Below are 22,555 nucleotides of genomic sequence, written 5' to 3'. Positions count from 1 at the left end.
TGGGAATGCGCCCATTTCCGATGTCTTGATTTTTTAATTCAGTTTCTGATAGAAAGAGTCAATGAATTCAAACCATACAAAGATACGCAGCAAAGGTATTTTAAATGCTCACTAATACCGCCACATCCTCCCGCAGCGAACTCAACGTGGAAATCATGCCCACCCAAGAGCTGCGCCTCACCTGGGAGAGCAGTCCCCAGCGACCGGGCAAAAGACAGCAACTCCTTAACCAGGAAATTTTTAACAAATATACCGTTAACGAAGACCAGTGGCTGCTCTTTCTGGGCTGCTCCGATGCCGGTATCGCCCTTGAACCCTCCCTTGATTTTTTCAGGCATCTGGCCCGGACCTTTGTGGAATCCCTAAAAAAAATGCCAGCCCTGGAAGAGATCCGTGATCAGTCAGCGGTGCCCTGGGACAACCAGACCCTGGAAAACCTTTTAAGCGCAGCCCCCCTGATGATTGGTGCCGAATACCTGGACCTGGCATTTATGACCCGTCTGTGGCAGGAGATGAACCAGGGCTTTAACCGGGGAATCGGAGAATCGCCCCTCAGCGTGTCAGAATATCTCCATGGGTTCAGCCCCCACATCCATCTGGCAGGAAGGGTCTATTTTCACCTGGTGGAGCGCAAGGACGATACCCTGCCCTTTCAGTTCCTTGCCACCTACACTCCAGAAGCCGCAAATCCAGGGAAACACCGCCCCCTCCATTGGGCACTGGAGGCCCATCGGGACAACCCGGAACAGCTGCTGGAACTTTTGACCACCGTCCATGCCGCAGCAAGATCAAGCCATCTTTTAAAGACACTTCTGGACTCAGGAGAACTGTTTCACCATCTGGCCTGGGATGCCGGGGAGGCTTTTGAATTTTTAAAACAACTGGAATCCTTTGAACAAGCGGGCATCATCTGCCGCATTCCCGACTGGTGGAAAAAAAAGGGGGGAACCCCCTCACTGAAGATCAGCCTTGGGGGCAAACCACCGTCAGTTGTGGGAATTGAGGCTCTTGTAAGCGTTGACGTAGCTCTTTTCCTCGGGGACGATCCCCTCACCGAAGAGGAGATTAAGACCTTGCTCAACCAAACCCAAGGACTTGCCTGGATCAAAAACAGATGGATTGAGGTGGATCGGGAACGGCTTCAAAAACTGCTTCATGCCTATGAAACGGCCATGGGGCTTATGGGTAACAGGGAATTGTCCATCTTTGAGGCCCTTCAGCTGCAACTTCATCCCCACCGACTCACCGGTTCTGTTGACACGGTTCTCCCTGACCTTCAAATCGGCAATGGAGAATGGCTGGAACAGGTGTTTTCGACCCTTAAAAACCCTGGACGTATCAACGAGATCAAACCAGACAAAAATTTTCTGGCCACCCTTCGACCCTACCAGCAGATAGGGTTGAACTGGCTTGCCTTTCTGGATAGCCTGGGATTTGGAGCCTGCCTGGCCGATGACATGGGCCTTGGAAAAACCATCCAGGTACTGGCTTTTTTAAGCACCTTAAAGGCCAGGGAACCCGGCCAAACCTCCCTTTTGGTGGTACCCGCCTCCCTTTTATCCAACTGGGAAGCAGAAATCCATAGATTTTTCCCGGACCTTGACTATTTCATGGAACACCCCGGATACAAAAAAACAGGGCAATCCGGCAAAAACCCCCTCCCATGGGAAAAATTTGATTTGGTCATCACCACCTACGCCATGGTCCAGCGCAACACGTCTCTCCAGCAATTTCACTGGAGAACCCTCATTCTGGATGAAGCCCAGGCCATAAAGAACCCTTCCACCCGGCAATCCAAAACCGTAAAACGGCTTCATTCCGATACCCGTATCGCCATGACCGGAACCCCCATTGAAAATGCATTGTCCGATCTGTGGTCCCTGTTTGACTTTATGAACCCTGGCCTTTTGGGCAACATAGCAGAATTCAAGGCATTTTCAAAAAAGCTGAAAAAAGAACCCGCAGGGTATGCCCGATTAAAACAGGTGGTATCCCCTTATATTCTAAGACGCATGAAAACCGACAAACGCATCGCACCAGAACTGCCGGATAAATTGGAAATGCGCACCTTTCCAGAGCTGTCCAAAAAACAGCGGGTACTTTACATCGACTTTGCCGCAGAGATTGAAAAACGCCTGGAAGACGCCGATGACGGCATCCAAAGAAAAGGCCTTGTCCTTTCCGCTCTCATGAAATTCAAGCAAATCTGCAACCACCCAGATCAATATCTTGGCACAGGGAATTTTGTCCCCGCAGACAGCGGAAAATTTATACGGCTGGGAGAAATCTGTGATACCATCCATTCCAAACGGGAACGGGTGCTGGTTTTCACCCAGTTCAAGGAGATGGTATCCCCCCTTCAAACCTTTCTTTCCACCGTATTTCAACATCAAGGGGGCATTATCCACGGGGGAATCAATATTAAAAAACGACAAGAGGCCATTGATAAATTCCAGGGAAGGGCATATTGCCCCTTTATGGTACTCTCTCTCAAGGCAGGAGGAACCGGGTTGAATCTTACCCGGGCAAACCATGTGATCCATTTTGACCGGTGGTGGAATCCGGCGGTGGAAAACCAGGCCACAGACAGGGCCTTTCGCATTGGCCAGACCCGGAAGGTGATCGTGCACAAGTTTATCTCCCGGGGAACCATTGAAGAAAAAATCGATCTGATGATTGAACAGAAAAAAAAGCTGGCAGAAGAAATTATCTCCGACTCCCAGGGCACATGGGTCACCGCCATGGATAACAGGGAACTCATGGAGCTGTTCACACTGAAAATTTAAAATGGAACAAAAGAATGAGTCGATATAGAAGACGAAATAATTATGGCTACCCCGAATATGTCAGTGTCGGGGAAAGAAGGGCAAAAGCTGAAGAGAAAATCAAGCAGCTGAAGAAAAAAAATCCCGACATCTCCCCCGTTGAGATAAGCGGATCAAAGATTGCCCACTCATGGTGGGGCATCTCATGGAATAAAAATCTGGAAAGCTATGCAGACTATTCCAACCGCATCGGCAGGGGCCGTTCCTATGTGCGCCATGGGTCTGTGCTGGATCTTAAAATCAAGGAGGGAGAAATCCTTTCCCTGGTTCAGGGCTCCACATCCAGACCCTATGCGGTTGAAATTACAATCAAGAAGATAAAATCAAAGGTGTGGCAGACGATCATTTCCGGATGCCGGGGCCAGATTGATTCCCTCCAGACCATTGTGGATGGCAAACTTCCCAAAACCATGGAGACTCTGTTAACCCAACCCAGCAGCGGCATCTTTCCGGCACCGGCTGAAATACATTTCAACTGCTCCTGCCCGGACAGTGCCTACATGTGCAAGCATGTGGCCGCCACCCTTTACGGCGTGGGGGCAAGGCTGGACCAGGACCCATCTCTTTTTTTCACCCTCCGGGGGGTTAAAATGACCGAGCTGGTATCCCAGGCCGTCAAAAACGAGGCCAAAACGCTTCTGCAACGGGCAAAAACAAAAACCGCTGGTCGCATCATCAGTGAAGCAGATCTTTCGGCCACCTTTGGCATTGACATGGACCTGCCTTCACCTCCGTCACCGGTACCCATTAAAAAGCTTGCCCGTCCTGTTTCCACGGCGAAACCAGAGTCTTGCAGCACATCCACCAAACGTTCCGGAGGCAAGAAAGTCCCGAGTTCCGCAAGACCGACACAACAGCCAACACCACCACCAGAATTACACATCTCTAAAAAAACGGCACCACCGTCACCAGTGGAAAGCAAAGCTTTAAAAAACGCCACAGACTACGATGTGGTGGTAAATATGATCCGGCGCAGAAGGGTTAATGGTGTGGGATTCAAGGAGATCAAGGAACGTACCGGTATTGCCGATACAAAGATACGCAGCATCATCCAGCAGGCAAAACAGAAAAAAAAGATCCAGAACATCAGTCGGGGTCTTTACATCAAAGGCGCAGACGAATAACATGATCAAAGCATAAGAGGTTCAAAAGACAAACAGGACCCGGTAACAAATTGGGCACCTTGGGGTGGAGTCAGGCTTGTGATCAATCCCAAAAATCCGGCACCGTAAATATTTGGCACCATCGAACTTTTAAATGGATAAAGGACTTCCCATGGACACTGATATTAAACAGCATTATGGTTCTGACGCACTTTGTACCAGAATTTTCTCCGCCCTGGAACAAAGTGGAAAAAATCCCGACAAACTGGATCTTAAAGATCTGTCCACCATTGATCAACTGCACACGGGGGGACACGTGGCCACCCTGGAACTGGCCCGGAAAACAGGCCTTGCCCCCGGGGCCGCCGTCCTGGATGCCGGATGCGGCATCGGGGGATCCTGCCGTCTCCTGGCCCGGGAATGCCAATTCAACATCACAGGCATGGATCTGGTGCCGGAGTTCATTGAAGTGGCACAGGCGCTGACCCGTTCAACGGGCATGAACGACACTATCAGCTACACCCCGGGGGACATCGTGGACACAGGCCTTGGGGCAGAAACCTTTGATGCCGTGTGGTGCCAGCACACACTGATGAACATCAAGGACAAAAATGCTGTGTTTACCGAATTTCAACGCATCCTGAAACCCGGCGGCATCCTGGTGCTCCATGAAATTGTCCAGGGTACGACAACACCCATCCACCTGCCCGTGCCCTGGGCGGACAGGGCAAGCATCTCCTTTCTGCTCCCCTGGCCGGAAATGTCCGATCTGCTGACCAAACACGATTTTATCTGCAATTTTGCAACAAATTGCACGGACCAGGCAAAAACATGGTGGAGTCGGGTCAAAACAGCCTTTGAAAAAAAGATGAACAAGCCATCCCCACTGGGGCCCCATATCATCTTTGGAGATCATGGCATGGCATTTGGCAACACCATGAGCGCCAACCTTGATGAGGATAGAATCCGGCTCATGGAGGCCATATTTGTCAAAGGAAATAATTAATTATGTCAAGGCTTAACAAAACCCCCAAAAATGAAACTGCATCCGGCATCACCATCACATTAAATGCCTTCTCCTTTTTACAGAAAAAATTAAAAAAAAATGGCTTTGACTGCTACAACGTCTCCCTGGAAATCCCCCGGGGAATCACATCAAAAGCGCTGGTGAGCCGATTGAATCTATTGCCCGAGGATGTGGAAGGCATTTTTGTCAACGGTCTTATTAAACCCTTTGACACCATCCTCCAGGATGGAGACCGCGTGGGATTGCTGCCCCCCGGCACCCCGGGTCCATACCGAGTTATGCTTGGGATTGTGCAAAACAAAAACCAGACGAAAACACCCCCGGAAAGGATCTGATCCATGTCATTTTTCAAACAAATGCTTTCCAAGATCGGCATTGGCGCAGCAACGGTGGAAACAACACTTTATAATAAAACATTTGTTCCCGGAAAACCGGTTACAGGTGTTGTCAACATCACCGGGGGCAATGTTGCCCAGGAAATCGACGCCATTTACCTGACCATCAAAAGTACCTATGAAGATGAGATTGACGTGGAGGCCCTGGAAGATGAAGACGGCAAAACAGTCAATGTCACCCGGGTGGCTGAAATCATATCCCGTCAGCTCTCCCAACCCTTCACACTGGCCCCGGAAGAAGTGCTTTCCTTTGATCTGGATTTCATCCTCCCCTTTGACACCCCGGCCACCATGGGAAAAACCATCACCTGGGTGGAAACGGGTCTGGATATAAAGAGGTCACTGGACCCCGGAGACCGGGACGATATCAAGGTTTCCTTACATCCCATGGCTGCACAGCTCATTGAAAGCGCAAAAATCCTGGGATTTCGTATCAATGAGGTGACCTGTGAACCGGCACCGGTGGCCATGGATATGCGGGTTCCCTTTGTGCAGGAATTTGAGCTGAAGCCAGACCGGGGAACCTTTAAAAATCGACTGGAAGAAATTGAACTGGTCTTTAAGCCCTTCCCGGATACCCTGCAGGTATTCATGGAGGTGGATCGCAAGGCAAAGGGATTATTCGGGCATCTGTCAGAAATGATGGGCACCGATGAAACCATGGTTCATTTTCTGGTCAGACCGGATGATCTGCCCCGATTGACGGAAAAACTAAATGACATCATAGAACAGTATTGCATGAATTAAACAGGGAATGCACCCCAGTGAACAGAGCGAAGTTATCCCTTAACGCTTCACAGATCATCCAAACAAGAGAATCATACCATTAAAGCATTCACTTGAGATCACCCCCACCTTTTGAAAATCTGAAAACCTGAAATCAAGAAATCTATCAAAGCTTAAGCCCACTTAAGGGGGGGCTTAAGCTTCATTATGTACCCCTTGGTCCAACATGGGCAAGGTTGGTGAGGGCCAGGCTTGTGTTATTGGAGGTTGCATTTTTTAGCAGCCTTTTTGCTTTTGACAACAGACGGTGCTTCAAGACAAGCTGCAACAAAAATCTCAATAAGGCAAGAATGACCCCACCACGAAAGGCGAACACCGAAAGTTGAGATATTATTTATATTTTGTATTGACATAAAAAATTATTAAGGCTAAATATATTGAAATAAAATTAAGTCTGAAGCACAATGACGTGCTAAAAACTTAAACATAGATAAACGACGACGGCGTCTTTTTTCGGTTTTATTCCGGAAAGACGCCGTTTTGTTTTTTTAAACCCTGACAAAAAAAATAAACCAAAAGAACAAATGCTCAATGAGACGTTTTTATTTTGATATCCCGGGAAGGCAACAGGTGAATACATAATTTTAAAATTTTGAATATAATATTCAAAATGTTATGTGTATTTTCCTCAAAAAAAGTCTCAGGTAATTTCAAGGGGATATGAAGGATGCCGGAACAAGTCCCAAAACGTATCGTCGAGAATCACAAACAAAAGGAGACTCAATCATGGACATGCGATTTTCAAAGGGTAATGATGTATTGGGAACAAGCAACCGAGGTAACGCCGCAGAGTCGAGCCTGTGCACCTTGTGCCGAGCCGATTGCAAAGGCAAATGTGAAACCTGGCTTTCAAGCATGGTGGGAAGAAAACTACTTTATCCCAGAAGCTTCGGGCTGGTCACTGCCGGTGCAAATAATACAACCCATGTGGGGGTTTCCTACAATTCTTTGAGAATTCAGGGCTATGCCTATGGTGCCCATGGCCTTCCCGGAAATCTTACCAACAGTCCAGACGACAGCATTTTCCCCAATGTCAGCCTGGAAACAGAATTTGGCAAAAAGAAGAAAACAAAAATACGCATGCCCATAATGACAGGGGCTCTGGGTTCTACTTTTATTGCTGAAAAATACTGGAACGGCTTTGCCATAGGCGGTGCCTTGATTGGTATTCCGGTTGTTATTGGTGAAAATGTTGTGGGTGTTGACAGGAAATCAGAGATCAATTCCGGTGGTGAAAAAAAAGGAAAAATTAAAAGTGCACCGGAACTGGACCGCAGAATAGGCACCTATCTCAAATATTATGACGGCTATGGTGCAATTATTGTTCAATTGAATGTGGAAGACACCCGCAACGGTGTTGCAGAATATGTTGTGGATAAATATGGCGACAAATGTATTATTGAGCTGAAATGGGGTCAGGGAGCAAAAAATATTGGTGGAGAAATACAGGTGCAAAGCCTTGATTATGCTCTATTTCTGAAAGAGAGGGGCTATGTGGTGGACCCGGATCCCTCACTGGCTGAGGTGAAGAAAGGGTTTGAACAAGGTGCCATAAAATCATTTGCCCGTCACAGCCGGTTGGGTGGAACCGAACTTGACAGTGTGGAAAAAGTCCGGGAAGATTTCATGAACAGCGTGGAATATCTTCGGGGCCTTGGATTTGAAAGAATAACTCTTAAAACAGGATCTTATGGCATGGAAGAGCTTGCCATGGCCATTAAATTTTCCACTGATGCCAATCTTGATCTTCTGACCATTGACGGTTCCGGCGGTGGAACAGGAATGAGTCCATGGAATATGATGCAAAGCTGGGGCGTTCCATCCATCAACCTCCATTCAAAGGCCCATCAATATGCCAGCATTCTTTCTGCCAAGGGAAAAAGCGTGGTGGACATGTCCTTTGCCGGTGGTTTTGCTCTGGAAGATCATATTTTCAAGGCCCTTGCCCTGGGTGCCCCTTACACAAAACTGATCTGCATGGGCAGGGCAATAATGATACCGGGTTTTCTTGGTGCCAACATTGAAGGTGCATTGAATCCAGAAAGAAGACCCGCTGTGAACGGTAACTGGAATGAGCTTCCCAAAACGGTTCTCCAGGAAGGCAAAACCGTGGATGAAATTTTTGCCGGATACCATGATCTGGAGAAAAAACTGGGCAAAAATGAAATGAAAAATATCCCCTACAGTGCCATTGCCTTCTATACCCTGGCAGACAAACTCGGGTGTGGTCTGCAACAGCTCATGGCCGGTGCAAGGAAATTTTCCATGAATCAGATCTCCCGACAGGAAATTTTTGCCGGGAACAGAGAAACTGCCAAGGAGACAGGCATCCCCCATTGTTCCGATGTGAATGATGAGAGTGCAAGAAAAATTCTCAATTCATAAGATATTAAATCAGATGACAACGCAGGTTTTGGATTGAGGTACCTGCGTTAACCTTATCCCCATAATTGGTAAATTATTTTATTTTTAACCAGAGGATACTGGCGATATCTGGGCCGGGATTAACCCATTGGCTGGGGGTCACGGTCTTAAAATAAACTGTGTCTCCCGGGGTGATGGTCTCTGATTCATTCTGACTTGTGACGGTGAGAGTGCCGGAAATAAGATAACCTGCTTCTTCTCCCTTATGAACAAAAAAATGGGTCGGAATTTTTTTGCCGGGTAGAATATTGATAATATAAAGCCCCACCTTACCATCATGGTCCGGTGGGGTGAGGCAATCCATGGTCATACGATCTTTGGGTATTTCCGTTCTGTTTATCCGGAGGTTTTCCCCCCGGGGAAACACCGTTTTGACAGGCATGTTTTTATCCAGAAAAAATGAACCAACCTCAACGGACAAGGTTTCTGCTATTTTATATAATGCCTGCAACGATGGATAGATCAGGTTATTTTCAATCTGCGAAATATTACTTGGCGTAACGCCAACGCGGCTGGACAGCTCTTTTTGGGAAATACCCTGATCCTTGCGGATATTTTTTATTCTGAATCCAAGATTATGATGAACATTCTCCCCTTTTCCCCCTTCCAGAACAATGTTATTGCCTGTTCTTAAATAATAAAATGGTTTCCCAATGGCCCGGGGGGTACGTTTTTCTGCCTTTAAAATACTTATGGATGTTTTACCCTGTTTTATGGAAAGATCAATGGCAACCTGGGCGATCTGATTGATATGGGCCTTTAATTGTTTTGAATGGGCCTCTTTTTCGATTATCCAGTAAGCGATGGTATCAAGTTCATACAGTTTGGGGCAAGTCCTGGAATAAAATTTTGAGATGGATTTCTCACCCTCCCACAGATCCTGCATTCCAGTTAAACTTTCGATGACAAACCGGACATCCCCTGTAAGGGTCTTATGAATTCCATAAATGGCATCAGAAACGGTTTCCGGCTCCCATGGACGGGTTACCTTTATCACCTGATGTGGCCATTGTGCACCATCTTTCTCATAAAATTTATTAAACACATCTGCCTTATCCCCTTTACCATTGGTAAAACAGTCCAGTATGGTCAACTGCTGACTTTCTGCAAGGGGACCAAGTTTTGCAATTAAGTTTTTTGGAGAACGGTCAAAAGTCACATATACAATGGGTTTATTCTGTTTCTGGGATTCATTGATAAATTCGCTGCAAAATGCTGATGCTAGGCTTCCGGCATCATCGTACCAGATCACATTATCCCCTATAAAAAGACCGTTGAGCAGATTGTCCAGCTCGCTGATACCTGAAGAGACCCGTTTTTTTTTATTCACCATATTTATTCTTTATTTCAACACCTTTTTTAACATGCCATATTAATGAGACGTAGGGTTTGGTCACAAGCTGGGAATCTACACAGACAAAGCAGCATTAAGAACAGCCTCCGGTAAAATTTGATCTTCCAGCACCACCTGACGGATGGTCTTTCCTGTGTTGTGTGCTTGTTTTGCAATATCTGCGGCTCTGTCATACCCGATGTGGGGAATCAGGCCGGTGACCATGGCCAGACTTTTTTCAATAAAAGCAGCGCATCTCCCTTCATTGGCAGTGATGCCTTCAACACATTTTTCGGCAAATAAAATGGATACAGAAGAGAGAAAGTCAATGGACTGAAGAAGATTATGCGCAATGACCGGCAGCATTACATTCAACTCAAAATTACCGCTCTGCCCTCCCACCATGATGGTGGTATCATTGCCCATCACCTGGGCCGCCACCTGGATCACCGCTTCTGGAATTACGGGATTGACTTTTCCCGGCATGATGGAAGACCCCGGCTGCAGGGAGGGGATATTAATTTCTCCCACACCACACCGGGGACCCGATGCCAGCCATCGGATATCATTGGCAATCTTCACAAGGGAAACGGCAATGGATTTTAACACCCCGCTGGTTTCAACGGCGGTGTCCTGGCAGGCCTGGGCCTGGAAATGATTTTTGGCCTCACGGAATTCCAGGCCGGTATGGTGAGCAATGGCCTTGATCACCCCCGGGGCAAAATCGGGATGGGCATTCAATCCACTGCCAACGGCAGTTCCCCCCAGGGCAAGTTCCGTCAATCGTGGCCTCACGCATTTAAGGCGCTGGATGCCCAGGGCCACCTGACTTGCATAGCCGGAAAACTCCTGACCAAGGGTCATGGGCACAGCATCCTGAAGATGGGTTCTGCCAATCTTTTTTACATCATTGAATTCAATTGTTTTTTCTGACAAAGCCTTTTCAAGGTTTTCAAGGGCAGGTAACAGCCGGGTGGTGATCCGGGTCAATGCCGACAAATGGATCACCGTTGGAATCACATCATTACTGGACTGACCGGCATTTACGTGATCATTGGGATGAACCGGTGATTTGCCGCCTTTTTTGCCTGTAAGAATCTCGTTGGCCCGGGAGGCCAGCACCTCGTTCATGTTCATGTTGGTGGAGGTGCCGGAACCCGTTTGAAACACATCCACCACAAATTGATCATCAAACAGGCCGTCCATTACCTCCTGGGCCGCCCTGGCAATGGCATTTCCCATGGGAGCTTCAAGGATACCAAGGGATTCATTGATCATGGCTGCACATTTTTTCACCAGGGCAAGGGAATGGATGAATGAAATGGGCAATGTCATGCCGCTGATGGGAAAATTATCCACGGCCCGCTGGGTCTGTGCTCCATAATAGCTATTTTCCGGGACACGTACGATTCCCATGGTATCTTTTTCTTCTCGATATTCCATTTTATGCTCCTTTTGCCGCTTCTACACTGGTTTTACAAAAAACGGGTTTGCTACTCTCCCCACCTTACACTCTTTTCAGCGAAATTCCCGCAAAAAAATGACCTGCAACTCTATATTCAAGTTTTTTATGTTGATAAAAATAGACGAGGAATCAGGCTTGCAAAACCGCCCAACAAAAACTTGAACATCCAGTAAAAGTGTAAACAGATATATGGAAAATACCTGAAACCATATTGATTCTTGTCTTTGACAGCGTAATCTGTATAACTTACTTGGCAGAAGGCTCAGTCACAACCAATAACAAAAATGAGGCTTACTCACAACATGGGCCACCCTCCCCACTTGGCGGTCTAAACCGCAGGAAATGCAAACAGATTTACTGGAGAACTGAACTGTGGATACAAACATATACACCCATCTGTTAAAACGAATAGAAGAGCCCCATCTTGCCAAACGTCTCATCAGACAGGTAACCCTTGCTGCGAATTTTTATTCAAAAACCAGCCCGGCGCCTTTTCATTTTGAAAATGTCCAGTGGATACACGTGGTTCTTAAAGCTCTATTGAAGATAACAGGGCTATATAACAAAGGGATGATGAACGCCATTGATTACAGCCTGGAACGAATAAACGTTCCCATTAAAAATCTGCCCCCTTTGTTTAACGGATTTAAAATACTGCAGATTTCAGATATCCATGCAGATGCGTTGCTGGACAGAGGGGAACGTCTTAAAAAAATACTCCGGGGAATTACGGCAGACATCTGTGTATTCACAGGGGATTTTCGATTTATGACCCAGAATGTCCATGCAAAAGCCCTTGCAATGACCATGGAAATAGGTGACTGCATGGGCGAGGATTGTCCCAAATTCGGCATTCTGGGCAATCATGATTTCATTGAATTTGTTCCCAGTCTGGAATCTGGCGGGATTCAAATGCTTTTAAACGAGGCGGTTCCCATTGAAAAGAACGGCACAAGGATATGGCTGGCCGGAATCGACGATGCCCATCTCTATCGCTGCCATGACATTGAAAAGGCCTTGGCCAAAATTCCCGCAGGGGCTGTAAAAATAATGCTGTCCCATACCCCGGAGACCTATGCAGAGGCATCCACTGCCGGGGTTGACTACCTGCTTTGCGGACACACCCATGGGGGTCAGATATGCCTTCCCGGCGGAATTACCCTCATGACCAACGCAAAATGTCCTAAAAATTACTGTAAGGGTTCCTGGAACCATAAAGGCATGCATGGCTACACCTCCAGGGGGACTGGATCGTCAGGCGTTCCGGTGAGATTTTTCTGTCCACCGGAAATTACGGTCCATGAGCTTGTATGCGCCGGACATAAAGTTCTTGATGGTGGGGTTAAAAAATAATGGATACATCAATTTTAATGTGGAATGTTGTATTTAGCTCAATCGGTTTGGGATTTTTTGTTTATGGTAAAAAGCAAACCGCCATTGTCCCGCTTCTCAGCGGTATTGGGTTGATGCTGTTTCCATACTTTATTTCAAACCTGTACATTCTGATCATCACAGGTATCGTATTTATTGCATTACCGTATTTTGTTCGTATATAACCGCCATGGGCAGACCGCATTCCGGGACACAGATCAACCCACAACAAAAATAGAAAGTCATGAGTCATGACTGGCCGCACAGACAGACCAGGTTTTTAGGCTGAAAAAAACGTGCTCAATCCCCAGTTTTATGATAACAAGTGACAAACCGAGGCGGCAATGATATTGAAGCTTCATTTTAAATTCGCAACTTTTGGACTTCATCTCAAAGCTGGCTTTTTTATACAGTTCATGCGCCAACGGGTCAGGCTTGTGTTATTGTATTTTTGACGACATGTGATGTCTGAACTCAAATTGCAACAAAAGCGTCAATAACCCAAACCTGACCCTACCACGAAAAGCGAACACCGAAGGTTGAATTAAATTATCTTGGATGATCCAGAATCCTATAAAATCCGGAGTGCAGCATGCCCCACACCGACAAACAATTAAGGCCTGACCAGGCGCTTCTGAGAACCACTCTGGGAGCTATGATGATCAGCTTTTCCGCCGTATGGGTTAAGCTGGCACACGTTACCCCCACAGCCTCTGCCTTTTACCGGGTCTTTTTGGGTGGATTTTTTCTGCTGATACTTGTGTGTTTCCACAGAAAAAAAACAGGGGCGGAGAAAACATTTTCAGGATTGTCCCTGCTGACGGGACTGTTTTTTGCTCTTGATCTTTACGCCTGGCACCGCAGCATCCAGTATGTGGGGCCTGGGCTTGCCACCATTTTAAGCAGCTTTCAGGTTTTTTTTGTACCGGTGGCCAGCTTAATGCTTTATGGTGAACGACCAGGCCTTCGATTTGTTCTTTCGGTGCCACCGGCACTGGTGGGCCTTTTCATGATTGTGGGTATCCGATGGGAAATCTTGACCCCCGACTATCGCATGGGAATCTGGTATGGTATCCTCACCGCCATTTTTTACACCGGATTTCTGATATCCCTTCGAAAACTCCAATCCCATGCTTCCAGCCCATCTCCCGCCTTTAATCTCATGGTAATATCCTTTGCAACGGCGGCCTTCCTTGCCGTGGAAATGATTCGCACCCATGACAGCTTTGCCATTCCAGATCTCCAGAGCGCTGCAGCTCTTGTGGGACTGGGCCTAATGAGTCAGACTGTGGGCTGGATGTTGATCACCCGATCCATACCACGGATTCCGGCGGCCATTGCCGGATTGGTTCTGCTGCTCCAGCCATCCCTGTCTTTTGTGTGGGACGTACTTTTTTTCCACCGGGAAACCTCCACCACCGCCTGGGTGGGGGTGGCCCTGGCATTGTCAGCCATTTACTTTGGCAGCAGCAGCAAATCTGCTTCTTCTCCCCCTGAATTTCACTTGAAGTCTACGGATTGAACACATAGACAAAGCCCATTTTAAAGCTGAATAAAACGTGGTCTGGCCCACGTTTTTGGTTTTATTTTTGTCAGTTTTGAAGCTTAAAAAGTCAAGTGTTTGGGATTAAAAACCTTAGTACTTTTATCCACTCTGATTATTCTGATATTTAAATACTCAAAGTCGACATTTTAAGCGTTTTTTAAAAATAAAATATAGTATTTTAAAATAGTTACGCAAAGATCCACTCTAAAATACCGGATTCTAATTTTCAAACTTTATTAGCTATAAGTACTTAGTTTTAGATCCTTATATCGCTACAAATGAGGGTTAATGTGTCGTTTTTGACTAAACAAAACAAAAAATGCTTCGATTAAAGTTGCATGAAAAATTTAAAAAAATGAATAAAATTCCTCCTGTAAAAATTTTCAAATACCAGGATCTGGGAATCTCAAATCATGAGTACAGGGCTGCATCAAAAGCCATCAGACTATACCCACCCAACTGCCCCTGTCATCAAAAAACTTAATACAAATGAAATATAGGATTAAGATTAACGATTTGACTTAGCTGATATAAATAACATAGATTATAGGGTCAAGCTTGAGTTATCGGTTTGCTTGTAACCTTTGTGTTGTTTTTCTTTTACTCCCCCATATTGATAAAAAAAACAGCACAAACCTGATCTCCCTGGCCCGTTCATTGTCACGGGTGGCAGATAGTATAATCAAAAACTTAAATGGTTAAACAACAAAGGAGAAAATATGAAAATTTTTATGAACCCACTTAAACGCTTGGCATTACTGCTGACCTGCTGCTTGCTTCTGTTTTCCTCCAGCTCGGCAGCTGGCATTGATACTTTTACAGGAGAAAAAGGGACCCTCCGGATATCAGGCGGAACAGCCCATATCCCGGTAATGAAAATCGCCGCACAAAAAATCATGGCCAATAATCCGGATATCCAGATCACCATTGCCGGGGGAGGATCCGGGGCAGGCATCAAACAGGTTGGAGAGGGACTGGTTCAAATCGGCAATTCAGGACGAAAGGCCAGTGACGCTGAAATCCAGAAATATGGTCTCTCCCTGTATAAGTGGGCCATTGACGGTGTGGGTACGGTGGTGCACCCTGAAAACCCGGTCCGGGCTCTCTCATCACAGCAGCTGCAGGATATTTTCGCAGGCCGTATCGACAACTGGAAAACACTTGGCGGCCCGGATCGCCCCATTACCGTGTACACCCGGGATGAGTCCAGCGGAACCCGCTCGGTCTTCTGGAAAAAAGCCCTTTCAAAAGGTAAAATTTCTCCCAAGGCACAGTTTGTCGCCTCCAACGGCGCCATGAAAACAGCTGTTGCAAAGAATCCCTACGCCATCGGATATATGTCGGTGGGATATATTGACAATAGCGTTGCAGCCGTTTCATTGGATGGGGTTCAGCCGGACCTGGAGACCGTTAAATCCGGTAAATACAAAGTTGCAAGGGGCCTTTACAGCAACACCAAAGGACCTGCCACAGGACTGGCAGAAAAATTCATCACCTATCTTTTGAGCCCAGAAGGTCAGAAAATCGTTATTGAAAAAGGATTTGTGCCGGTTCGATAATGTTTGAAAATGACCGTGTTCCAGAAATTTTTCTTCAGGCTGCTGCATGGGGATGTGCGTTGATGACCCTTGCTGTTCTGGCGTTTATGGCGTGGCTTAGCATTCCTGTGCTCAAAGCATCCGATACGCTCCACATTCTCACCATGCCCTGGTTGCCGGACAAGGGACAGTTCGGCATAGGCCCCATGATCCTCGGCAGCCTTTATATTTCAGTGTTAAGCCTTGCCATTGCGGCACCTGTGAGTTTCGGTTGTGCGATCTTTATCCAAGTCACCCGACCCGGAGCTGCGGGAAAAATTTTCCAGCATTTGGTGGAGGCCATGACAGCCGTTCCCACAGTGGTATATGGTTTTGTGGGAATTTTCCTCATCGTTCCTTTTATACGTGAAACCTTTCTCCAGGGCTCGGGCATGTGCATTTTATCGGCTTCCATCATGCTCGCCCTTGTGATCTCTCCCACCATGATACTGATTTTTTCACAAAGTATCTCCAACGTTCCCCTGCAGTATACCATGGCGGTGGAAGCCATGGGGGCAACACCGGCACAGACTTTTTTCATGATCATTGTGCCATATGCCTGGAAAGGGATACTCACCGGGGTGATTCTGGGATTCGGCAGGGCTGTGGGAGACACCCTTATTGCACTGATGATCAGCGGGAATACCATTGACTTTCCCGGTCATATCCTGGATTCTGCACGGACCTTGACCGCGCACATCGCCTTGGTGACGGCGGCTGATTTTGACAGTATGGAATTCAAAACGATTTTTGTCTGCGCTCTGGCACTTTACCTGATGACCTGCCTTGGCATTTTTTCTGCCCGTGCTGTGGGAAAAGGGCAGAAATCATCATGAAAAACAGATCTGCCGGGAATTTTTTTTTAAATGCCTATGCCTGGTGTTGTGCACTGCTCCTCACATTGGCGGTTTTGACCATTGCAGGATATCTTCTGTTTCACGGCTTCTCCTCCCTGAACATAGGGCTGATCTTTGCCGATACCCCGGTGCTGGAAGCCCTTCTTTTAAAAAAACAGGTGTTCGGCGGGCTGCTCCCGGCCATTGGCGGAACCCTGGCCCTGATTCTTTTATCCATGTTTTTTGCCCTTCCGGTGGGCATTGCTTCTGGGGTTTTTCTGTCAGAATTCGCCCTGCCGGGAACCCGGCGTATTCTAGGGTTGATGTTTGATATCATGGCATCCCTGCCATCCATTGTGGTGGGTTTGTCCGGGTTTGCGGTCACTGTTTTTCTGCATCAGCATTTTTTTAAACAGCTCTACCCCTGCCTACTGATTTCCGCCATGTGCCTGGCATTTCTGGTGGTTCCATATATCATCCGTTCAACACAAATTGCCCTGGAAAGTCTTCCTCCCGAGGTGCGGCTAACCGCTCCGGGGCTTGGTGCCACCCGATTCCAGAACCTGTGGTATGTCCTGATTCCCATGGCGGCAAAGGAGATTGTGGGCGGCATCATTCTCGCCATTGGCAGAAGTGCCGAGGATACCGCGGTGATCATGCTCACAGGGGCCGTTGCCACCGCCGGGATTCCAGGCTCCGTATTTTCTGGATATGAAGCGCTGCCTTTTTTCATATACTATACCGCTGCAGAGTATGCCGATGCTTCGGAATTAATGAAAGGGTATGGGGCTGCCCTTGTTCTGCTGTTTATCTGCGGAAGCTTGTACACCATTGCATACTCGATTAAGAGAAAGGTGAAATGACCGAGTTAACAACAAAAATAAAGGTACGGGGCCTCAATTTTTTTTATGGGGCACAGAAGGTCCTTGACCATATTGATCTGGATATTCCGGCAGGCAGCATCACCGCTGTCAACGGCCCATCGGGACAGGGGAAATCCAGCTTACTGACCGCCTTCAACCGGTTGTGGGAAAACATTGACGGTGCCAGGGCCACGGGTCGTATCTGGATTGATTTCGGTAAAGGGCTGGTGGAGGTGACCCAACCCGAATATGGTGTACACCACCTGCGCCGCAAGGTGGGGATGGTTTTTCAGATGCCCAACCCCCTTCCCATGAGTATATTTAGAAACATGCAGTTTCCTTTAAAGCTTGCCGGTATCTCAGAAAAAGACTGTGTTGATGAGAAAATCGAAACGGCTTTGAAGCAGGCACATCTGTGGAAGGAGGTTAAAAACAGGCTCTCCAGTGACGCCAGGATGCTTTCGGGGGGACAGCTCCAGCGTCTGTGCATTGCCAGAACCCTGGTGCTGCAGCCGGAGGTGCTTTTGATGGATGAGCCAACGGCCTCCCTGGACCCGGTTTCCGTTGAAAAAATTGAAGATCTGCTTCTGGATCTAAAAACACGCTGCACCATTGTCATGGTCTCCCATTACATGGATCAGATCCGGAGAATTGCCGACACAAACCTAAGATTGTCGGATGGAAAACTTTCTCTGGTGGTGGCAGCAGAGAAATAACAGTGACCTGTCAGCTGCGAATCAAACCATTGGCACTTTTTTTCATTCCTATATTTTTTATTTGACCACGAAAGGCGAACACCGAAAGTTAAATTTATAAGGCCATGACACACTTTGGGGGTCTTACGTTATTACCAGCTCAATCAACATGTTACATAAAAACGATTAATTGAATTTTCGGGAAAAAACTATTGTCAATCCGCATATTTTCTGAGCAAATACGGAGATAGATCACGTATTCGAGCTCAAAAAACGTGGTCTGCCCCCTATTTTTTAACAAAAAAATACAGGTGAACCCATGAGCCAGTACCGATTTTCCATAGGTAGCCACAATTACCGCTTTTGTGATCTCAAAGAGCTGATGGCCAAGGCAAGCCCGTTAAAATCAGGGGATGCGCTGGCAGGATGTGGTGCCGTTTCAGAAGAAGAACGGGTTGCTGCCAAATTTGCATTGGCTGATCTGCCGTTAAGGGTATTTTTAAATGAAGTCCTCATCCCCTACGAGACGGATGATGTCACTCGGCTGATTCTGGACGCCCATGACGCAGAAGCGTTTTCACCTGTCAGCAGCCTGACGGTGGGCGATTTCCGCAACTGGTTGCTCTCCCATGAAACCCGGGCAGAACAGCTGAAATCCATTGCCCCCGGGATTACACCGGAAATGGCAGCGGCGGTGTCCAAAATCATGCGCAATCAGGATCTGATTCTGGTTGCTCAAAAGATTGAAACTGTCACCCGATTCAGGACCACCATCGGTTTAAAAGGCCATTTTTCAACCCGCCTGCAGCCCAACCATCCCACGGATGACCCCAGGGGCGTGGTGGCCTCCACTCTAGACGGCCTGCTCAACGGCATCGGCGACGCCGTCATCGGGATCAACCCTGCCTCCGATGACATTCAATCCGCCACCATCATTCTGCAGATGCTGGATGATATGCGTCAACGCTATGATATGCCGGTCCAATCCTGTGTTCTCACCCACATCACCACTGCCATGGCCATGATGGCGAACAACAGCCCGGTGGACATCGTCTTTCAATCCATTGCTGGCACACAAAAAGCCAACGATGGCTTCGGCATCAGCTTGAATCTCTTAAAGGAAGCAAGGCAGGCAGCACTTTCCCTGAAGCGGGGAACCATCGGCAACAATGTCATGTATTTTGAAACCGGACAGGGAAGCGCCCTTTCGGCCAACGCAAGCCATGGGGTCGATCAGCAGACCCTGGAAGCACGGACCTATGCCGTTGCCAGGCAATACAAGCCCCTCCTCGTGAATACCGTGGTGGGATTTATTGGGCCTGAATATCTCTACGACGGAAAACAGATCATCCGGGCAGGTCTTGAAGATCATTTCTGTGGAAAACTGTTGGGGCTTCCCATGGGCTGTGATATCTGCTACACCAACCACGCCGAGGCCGATCAAAATGACATGGACAACCTGCTGACCCTGCTTGGTGTGGCAGGAGTCAATTTCATCATGGGCGTTCCCGGGGCCGATGACATCATGCTCAACTACCAAAGTACCTCCTTCCACGATGCCAATTACCTGAGACAAGTAATGGGGGTGCGATGTGCCCCTGAATTTGAAACTTGGTTGAAAAACATGGGCCTTCACCATGAAAGGCACCGGCTTAAAGCAGATAATCACAGCGCACCCTTGCTTGACTGCCTGAAGGAGATGCAATAATGGAAAAATCACTGAAAACCCTGGGGGAACTGAACCGCTTAAACCAACTGACTCCGGCCCGCATCGCATTGGAGCGGGCCGGATCAAGCATTGCAACCCGGCAGATTCTCAAGTTTGATCTGGACCACGCCCGGGCCCGGGATGCCGTGCATCTCCCCTTTGATGCACAAAAGATAAAAATGCTGCTGGATGCCCGGAAAATACCGTCAATAAAGGTCTGCAGTGCGGCCACGGACCGGACTGTCTACCTGCAGCGGCCGGATCTTGGTCGGCAGCTGGACCAGGGATCAAGGAAAATGTTAGAAACCGTGCCCTGCCCTGCCCCGCCGGGATTTGATCTTGGCATCGTGATTGCCGACGGCCTGTCCACCCGTGCTATTCATAACAACGCCATTGTCTTTCTCGACAAGTTCCTGTCTCTAACATCCATCCGTGAATTGAGCTGTGCGCCGGTGGTCATCGCATCCCAGGCTCGGGTGGCCCTATCGGATGAAATTGGGGAGATCCTGAATGTCCGGTTGAGTATTATTCTGATCGGAGAACGGCCAGGCCTGAGCGCATCGGACAGCATGGGCATCTATCTAACATATTCACCGAAAAAGGGAAGGACCGATGCCCAACGGAACTGTATATCCAATATCCGCCAGGGCGGCTTAAGTCATGAAGAAGCGGCTCTGCGGCTTCAAAACCTGGTATCCGGTGCCTTTAAACTGGGTCTTTCCGGTGTGCGCCTCAAAGAAACCCTGGGCTGTCCCCCCCCCCTCTGCGTTTTCAATTGACTCTATCTGGGTTATGAGCTATTGATTAAATTTAAATTATGTCAAAGCGGAAACAACCAAAGGTAATTCTCCATCAAAATCTCTCATTCAAGGAGGCGTTAATGCTGAATCTCGTCAGTACGTTTGAGCACAGTGCCAAGGAATTTCCCGACAAAAAAGCCATTGTTTTTCAGGACAAAAGCTACACCTTTTCACAGACATTGGCCATGGTCAACAAAATCGCCAATGCATTAAAGAAAAGAGGCGTTCAAAAAGGAGATAAAGTCGCCTTGAGTTGCCTCAATTTACCTTATTTTCCAATGGTTTATTATGGTATTTTAAAAATAGGCGCTGTGGTGGTGCCCTTGAATGTTCTGTTGAAAGGAAGAGAAATTGCCTATCACCTCAAAGACAGCGATGCCAAGACCTACATCTGCTTTGAGGGGACACCGGAATTGCCCATGGCTGAATACGGGTTTGCCGGGTTCAATGAGGCTGATGACTGTGAGGAATTTATTGTTATCACGGCAGATCCGGCTGCCCCGTCTCCCATTGAAGGCACCATGACATTGGGTCAGCTCATCGCCGAGTCATCTGAAATCTGTGACATGGAAACCACCAGTCCGGACGACACCGCCGTTATCCTCTATACCTCTGGAACAACGGGTTTTCCCAAGGGGGCAGAACTTTCCCATTCCAATATGACCATGAATGCCATTGGCTCCCGCCACCTGTTTCAGCTGGTTCCCGACGATGTCCATGCCCTTGTGCTGCCCCTGTTCCATTCCTTTGGCCAGACCTGCCAGATGAATGCTGGATTTTCCACTGGCAACACCCTTGTCATGATTCCAAAGTTCATGCCCGATGCCGTGCTGGCCGCCATTGAAAATGAAGGTGCCAGCATTTTTGTGGGGGTGCCCACCATGTACTGGGCATTGCTCAATTTTGAAGACAAGGAAGGCAAATTTGACTTTGACAAAATAGTAGACACCCTGAGGCTGGGGGTTTGCGGGGCCTCGCCTCTGCCCCTTGAAATCATCAAAGGAATTGAAAAAAGATATAAACTGCCCATCCTCGAAGGCTATGGTCTGTCGGAAACCTGCCCGGTTGCCACCTTTATCCATCTGACCAAAGAGCGAAAACCTGGTTCCGTGGGCACCCCCATCTGGGGGGTGGAGGTGGATATTTTTGATAAGAATAACAACCCGCTGCCCCCCGAAGAGGTGGGCGAAGTGGTTATCCGGGGCCACAATGTAATGAAAGGGTATTACAACAAGCCCGATGCCACGGCCAAGGCTTTTGACGGCACCACCTGGTTTCATTCCGGTGACTTGGGCAAAAAAGATGAGGATGGATATTTTTATATCGTGGACCGGGTGAAAGATATGATCATCCGGGGCGGGTACAATGTTTATCCCCGGGAAATCGAAGAGGTACTCTTAACCCATCCTGACGTTTCTCTGGTCTCTGTCGTGGGGGTACCCCATGAAAGCCATGGTGAAGAAATCGTCGCCTATGTGGTTCCCGTGCAGGGCTCCAAGATCACTGAAAACGAAATCATTGAGTGGTCAAAGGAGCAGATGGCCGCCTATAAATATCCCCGCATGGTCCGCCTGAGGGAAACCCTACCCATGACTGCCACCGGCAAAATTCTGAAAAAAGATTTGCGGGTTGAGATGGCTTCTGAGGGATAATTGTCATAAAATTGTTATCAACAACCCCTTAAAATAGGGACAGATCAGGTTTTTAAATTGAAAAACACTTGGTCTGTCCCCATTTTTTTATTGTGTCGGCATCCCCGACATGACCGTTTTTATATGAAAAGAAAACCTTCAAGGTTGCC

Annotated in this window: 18 protein-coding genes; 16 read left to right on the top strand and 2 right to left on the bottom strand. The window is 47.7% G+C overall.

Going from position 1 to position 22,555, the window contains the following annotated elements; translation table 11 throughout:
• Window positions 1–104 precede the first annotated feature (104 nt).
• From ACYQ2M_RS09320 to ACYQ2M_RS09295, 6 genes are all read left to right on the top strand, one after another.
• Window positions 105–2,786 (top strand): DEAD/DEAH box helicase, encoded by a 2,682-nt coding sequence (locus ACYQ2M_RS09320; protein WP_459916064.1) that lies wholly within the window; start codon window positions 105–107, stop codon window positions 2,784–2,786.
• Window positions 2,787–2,800: 14 nt separating this feature from the next.
• Complete coding sequence (locus tag ACYQ2M_RS09315; protein WP_459916063.1) at window positions 2,801–3,949, top strand: SWIM zinc finger family protein; 1,149 nt, start codon at window positions 2,801–2,803, stop codon at window positions 3,947–3,949.
• Between the two features lie 151 nt (window positions 3,950–4,100).
• On the top strand, window positions 4,101–4,934 hold the full coding sequence (locus tag ACYQ2M_RS09310) for a class I SAM-dependent methyltransferase (RefSeq protein WP_459916062.1): 834 nt from the start codon (window positions 4,101–4,103) through the stop codon (window positions 4,932–4,934).
• Window positions 4,935–4,936: 2 nt separating this feature from the next.
• The gene (locus ACYQ2M_RS09305) at window positions 4,937–5,290 is read left to right on the top strand and encodes a MoaD/ThiS family protein (RefSeq protein ID WP_459916061.1); all 354 of its coding nucleotides are present in this window, start codon (window positions 4,937–4,939) and stop codon (window positions 5,288–5,290) included.
• Between the two features lie 3 nt (window positions 5,291–5,293).
• Window positions 5,294–6,097: a sporulation protein gene (locus ACYQ2M_RS09300; protein ID WP_459916060.1), complete on the top strand. Its 804-nt coding sequence runs from the start codon at window positions 5,294–5,296 to the stop codon at window positions 6,095–6,097.
• A 765-nt stretch (window positions 6,098–6,862) separates the two neighbouring features.
• On the top strand, window positions 6,863–8,521 hold the full coding sequence (locus ACYQ2M_RS09295) for a glutamate synthase-related protein (RefSeq protein ID WP_459916059.1): 1,659 nt from the start codon (window positions 6,863–6,865) through the stop codon (window positions 8,519–8,521).
• Window positions 8,522–8,594: 73 nt separating this feature from the next.
• On the opposite strand, the gene ACYQ2M_RS09290 is transcribed toward ACYQ2M_RS09295, so the two are convergent.
• Together ACYQ2M_RS09290 and ACYQ2M_RS09285 are read right to left on the bottom strand one after the other, a co-directional pair.
• Window positions 8,595–9,893: a helix-turn-helix domain-containing protein gene (locus ACYQ2M_RS09290; protein WP_459916058.1), complete on the bottom strand. Its 1,299-nt coding sequence runs from the start codon at window positions 9,891–9,893 to the stop codon at window positions 8,595–8,597.
• A 75-nt stretch (window positions 9,894–9,968) separates the two neighbouring features.
• Window positions 9,969–11,336 (bottom strand): class II fumarate hydratase, encoded by a 1,368-nt coding sequence (locus tag ACYQ2M_RS09285; protein ID WP_459916057.1) that lies wholly within the window; start codon window positions 11,334–11,336, stop codon window positions 9,969–9,971.
• A gap of 394 nt (window positions 11,337–11,730) precedes the next feature.
• Here ACYQ2M_RS09285 and ACYQ2M_RS09280 point away from each other — a divergent pair, with 394 nt between their 5' ends.
• From ACYQ2M_RS09280 to ACYQ2M_RS09235, 10 genes are all read left to right on the top strand, one after another.
• Window positions 11,731–12,711, top strand: coding sequence for a metallophosphoesterase (locus ACYQ2M_RS09280; RefSeq protein WP_459916056.1), 981 nt, complete (start codon window positions 11,731–11,733; stop codon window positions 12,709–12,711).
• Window positions 12,711–12,914, top strand: a complete 204-nt coding sequence (locus ACYQ2M_RS09275; protein WP_459916055.1) for a hypothetical protein — start codon at window positions 12,711–12,713, stop codon at window positions 12,912–12,914. The genes ACYQ2M_RS09280 and ACYQ2M_RS09275 overlap by 1 nt, the downstream gene beginning before the upstream one ends.
• Window positions 12,915–13,321: 407 nt before the next feature.
• Complete coding sequence (locus ACYQ2M_RS09270) at window positions 13,322–14,251, top strand: DMT family transporter (RefSeq protein WP_459916054.1); 930 nt, start codon at window positions 13,322–13,324, stop codon at window positions 14,249–14,251.
• 743 nt (window positions 14,252–14,994) lie between these two features.
• Complete coding sequence (locus ACYQ2M_RS09265) at window positions 14,995–15,834, top strand: phosphate ABC transporter substrate-binding protein (protein WP_459916053.1); 840 nt, start codon at window positions 14,995–14,997, stop codon at window positions 15,832–15,834.
• Entirely contained in the window at window positions 15,834–16,688 is an 855-nt protein-coding gene (locus ACYQ2M_RS09260) for a PstC family ABC transporter permease (protein WP_459916052.1), read from the top strand. Before ACYQ2M_RS09265 ends, ACYQ2M_RS09260 begins: the two co-directional genes overlap by 1 nt.
• Window positions 16,685–17,551: a PstA family ABC transporter permease gene (locus ACYQ2M_RS09255; protein WP_459916051.1), complete on the top strand. Its 867-nt coding sequence runs from the start codon at window positions 16,685–16,687 to the stop codon at window positions 17,549–17,551. Before ACYQ2M_RS09260 ends, ACYQ2M_RS09255 begins: the two co-directional genes overlap by 4 nt.
• Complete coding sequence (locus ACYQ2M_RS09250; protein ID WP_459916050.1) at window positions 17,548–18,267, top strand: phosphate ABC transporter ATP-binding protein; 720 nt, start codon at window positions 17,548–17,550, stop codon at window positions 18,265–18,267. Before ACYQ2M_RS09255 ends, ACYQ2M_RS09250 begins: the two co-directional genes overlap by 4 nt.
• A gap of 298 nt (window positions 18,268–18,565) precedes the next feature.
• Window positions 18,566–19,954 carry an ethanolamine ammonia-lyase subunit EutB gene (locus tag ACYQ2M_RS09245; protein ID WP_459916049.1) on the top strand — a complete coding sequence of 463 codons (1,389 nt, stop codon included), beginning with the start codon at window positions 18,566–18,568 and terminating at the stop codon, window positions 19,952–19,954.
• Window positions 19,954–20,733 (top strand): ethanolamine ammonia-lyase subunit EutC, encoded by a 780-nt coding sequence (gene eutC / locus ACYQ2M_RS09240; RefSeq protein ID WP_459916048.1) that lies wholly within the window; start codon window positions 19,954–19,956, stop codon window positions 20,731–20,733. The genes ACYQ2M_RS09245 and eutC overlap by 1 nt, the downstream gene beginning before the upstream one ends.
• A gap of 101 nt (window positions 20,734–20,834) precedes the next feature.
• Window positions 20,835–22,406, top strand: a complete 1,572-nt coding sequence (locus ACYQ2M_RS09235) for a long-chain-fatty-acid--CoA ligase (protein ID WP_459916047.1) — start codon at window positions 20,835–20,837, stop codon at window positions 22,404–22,406.
• Window positions 22,407–22,555 lie beyond the last annotated feature (149 nt).

Source organism: Desulfocicer niacini, from assembly GCF_054657595.1.
The sequence above is the reverse complement of the archived record's forward strand: the minus strand, read 5'-3'. Positions and strand labels throughout refer to the sequence as shown.

Excerpts from the sequence above, each read along its gene's own strand:
- ACYQ2M_RS09320 (WP_459916064.1), top strand. The coding sequence starts at position 105 with ATGCTCACTAATACCGCCACATCCTCCCGCAGCGAACTCAACGTGGAA.
- ACYQ2M_RS09315 (WP_459916063.1), top strand. The coding sequence starts at position 2,801 with ATGAGTCGATATAGAAGACGAAATAATTATGGCTACCCCGAATATGTC.
- ACYQ2M_RS09310 (WP_459916062.1), top strand. The coding sequence starts at position 4,101 with ATGGACACTGATATTAAACAGCATTATGGTTCTGACGCACTTTGTACC.
- ACYQ2M_RS09305 (WP_459916061.1), top strand. The coding sequence starts at position 4,937 with ATGTCAAGGCTTAACAAAACCCCCAAAAATGAAACTGCATCCGGCATC.
- ACYQ2M_RS09300 (WP_459916060.1), top strand. The coding sequence starts at position 5,294 with ATGTCATTTTTCAAACAAATGCTTTCCAAGATCGGCATTGGCGCAGCA.
- ACYQ2M_RS09295 (WP_459916059.1), top strand. The coding sequence starts at position 6,863 with ATGGACATGCGATTTTCAAAGGGTAATGATGTATTGGGAACAAGCAAC.
- ACYQ2M_RS09290 (WP_459916058.1), bottom strand. The coding sequence starts at position 9,893 with ATGGTGAATAAAAAAAAACGGGTCTCTTCAGGTATCAGCGAGCTGGAC.
- ACYQ2M_RS09285 (WP_459916057.1), bottom strand. The coding sequence starts at position 11,336 with ATGGAATATCGAGAAGAAAAAGATACCATGGGAATCGTACGTGTCCCG.
- ACYQ2M_RS09275 (WP_459916055.1), top strand. The coding sequence starts at position 12,711 with ATGGATACATCAATTTTAATGTGGAATGTTGTATTTAGCTCAATCGGT.
- ACYQ2M_RS09270 (WP_459916054.1), top strand. The coding sequence starts at position 13,322 with ATGCCCCACACCGACAAACAATTAAGGCCTGACCAGGCGCTTCTGAGA.
- ACYQ2M_RS09265 (WP_459916053.1), top strand. The coding sequence starts at position 14,995 with ATGAAAATTTTTATGAACCCACTTAAACGCTTGGCATTACTGCTGACC.
- ACYQ2M_RS09260 (WP_459916052.1), top strand. The coding sequence starts at position 15,834 with ATGTTTGAAAATGACCGTGTTCCAGAAATTTTTCTTCAGGCTGCTGCA.
- ACYQ2M_RS09255 (WP_459916051.1), top strand. The coding sequence starts at position 16,685 with ATGAAAAACAGATCTGCCGGGAATTTTTTTTTAAATGCCTATGCCTGG.
- ACYQ2M_RS09250 (WP_459916050.1), top strand. The coding sequence starts at position 17,548 with ATGACCGAGTTAACAACAAAAATAAAGGTACGGGGCCTCAATTTTTTT.
- ACYQ2M_RS09245 (WP_459916049.1), top strand. The coding sequence starts at position 18,566 with ATGAGCCAGTACCGATTTTCCATAGGTAGCCACAATTACCGCTTTTGT.
- eutC (WP_459916048.1), top strand. The coding sequence starts at position 19,954 with ATGGAAAAATCACTGAAAACCCTGGGGGAACTGAACCGCTTAAACCAA.
- ACYQ2M_RS09235 (WP_459916047.1), top strand. The coding sequence starts at position 20,835 with ATGCTGAATCTCGTCAGTACGTTTGAGCACAGTGCCAAGGAATTTCCC.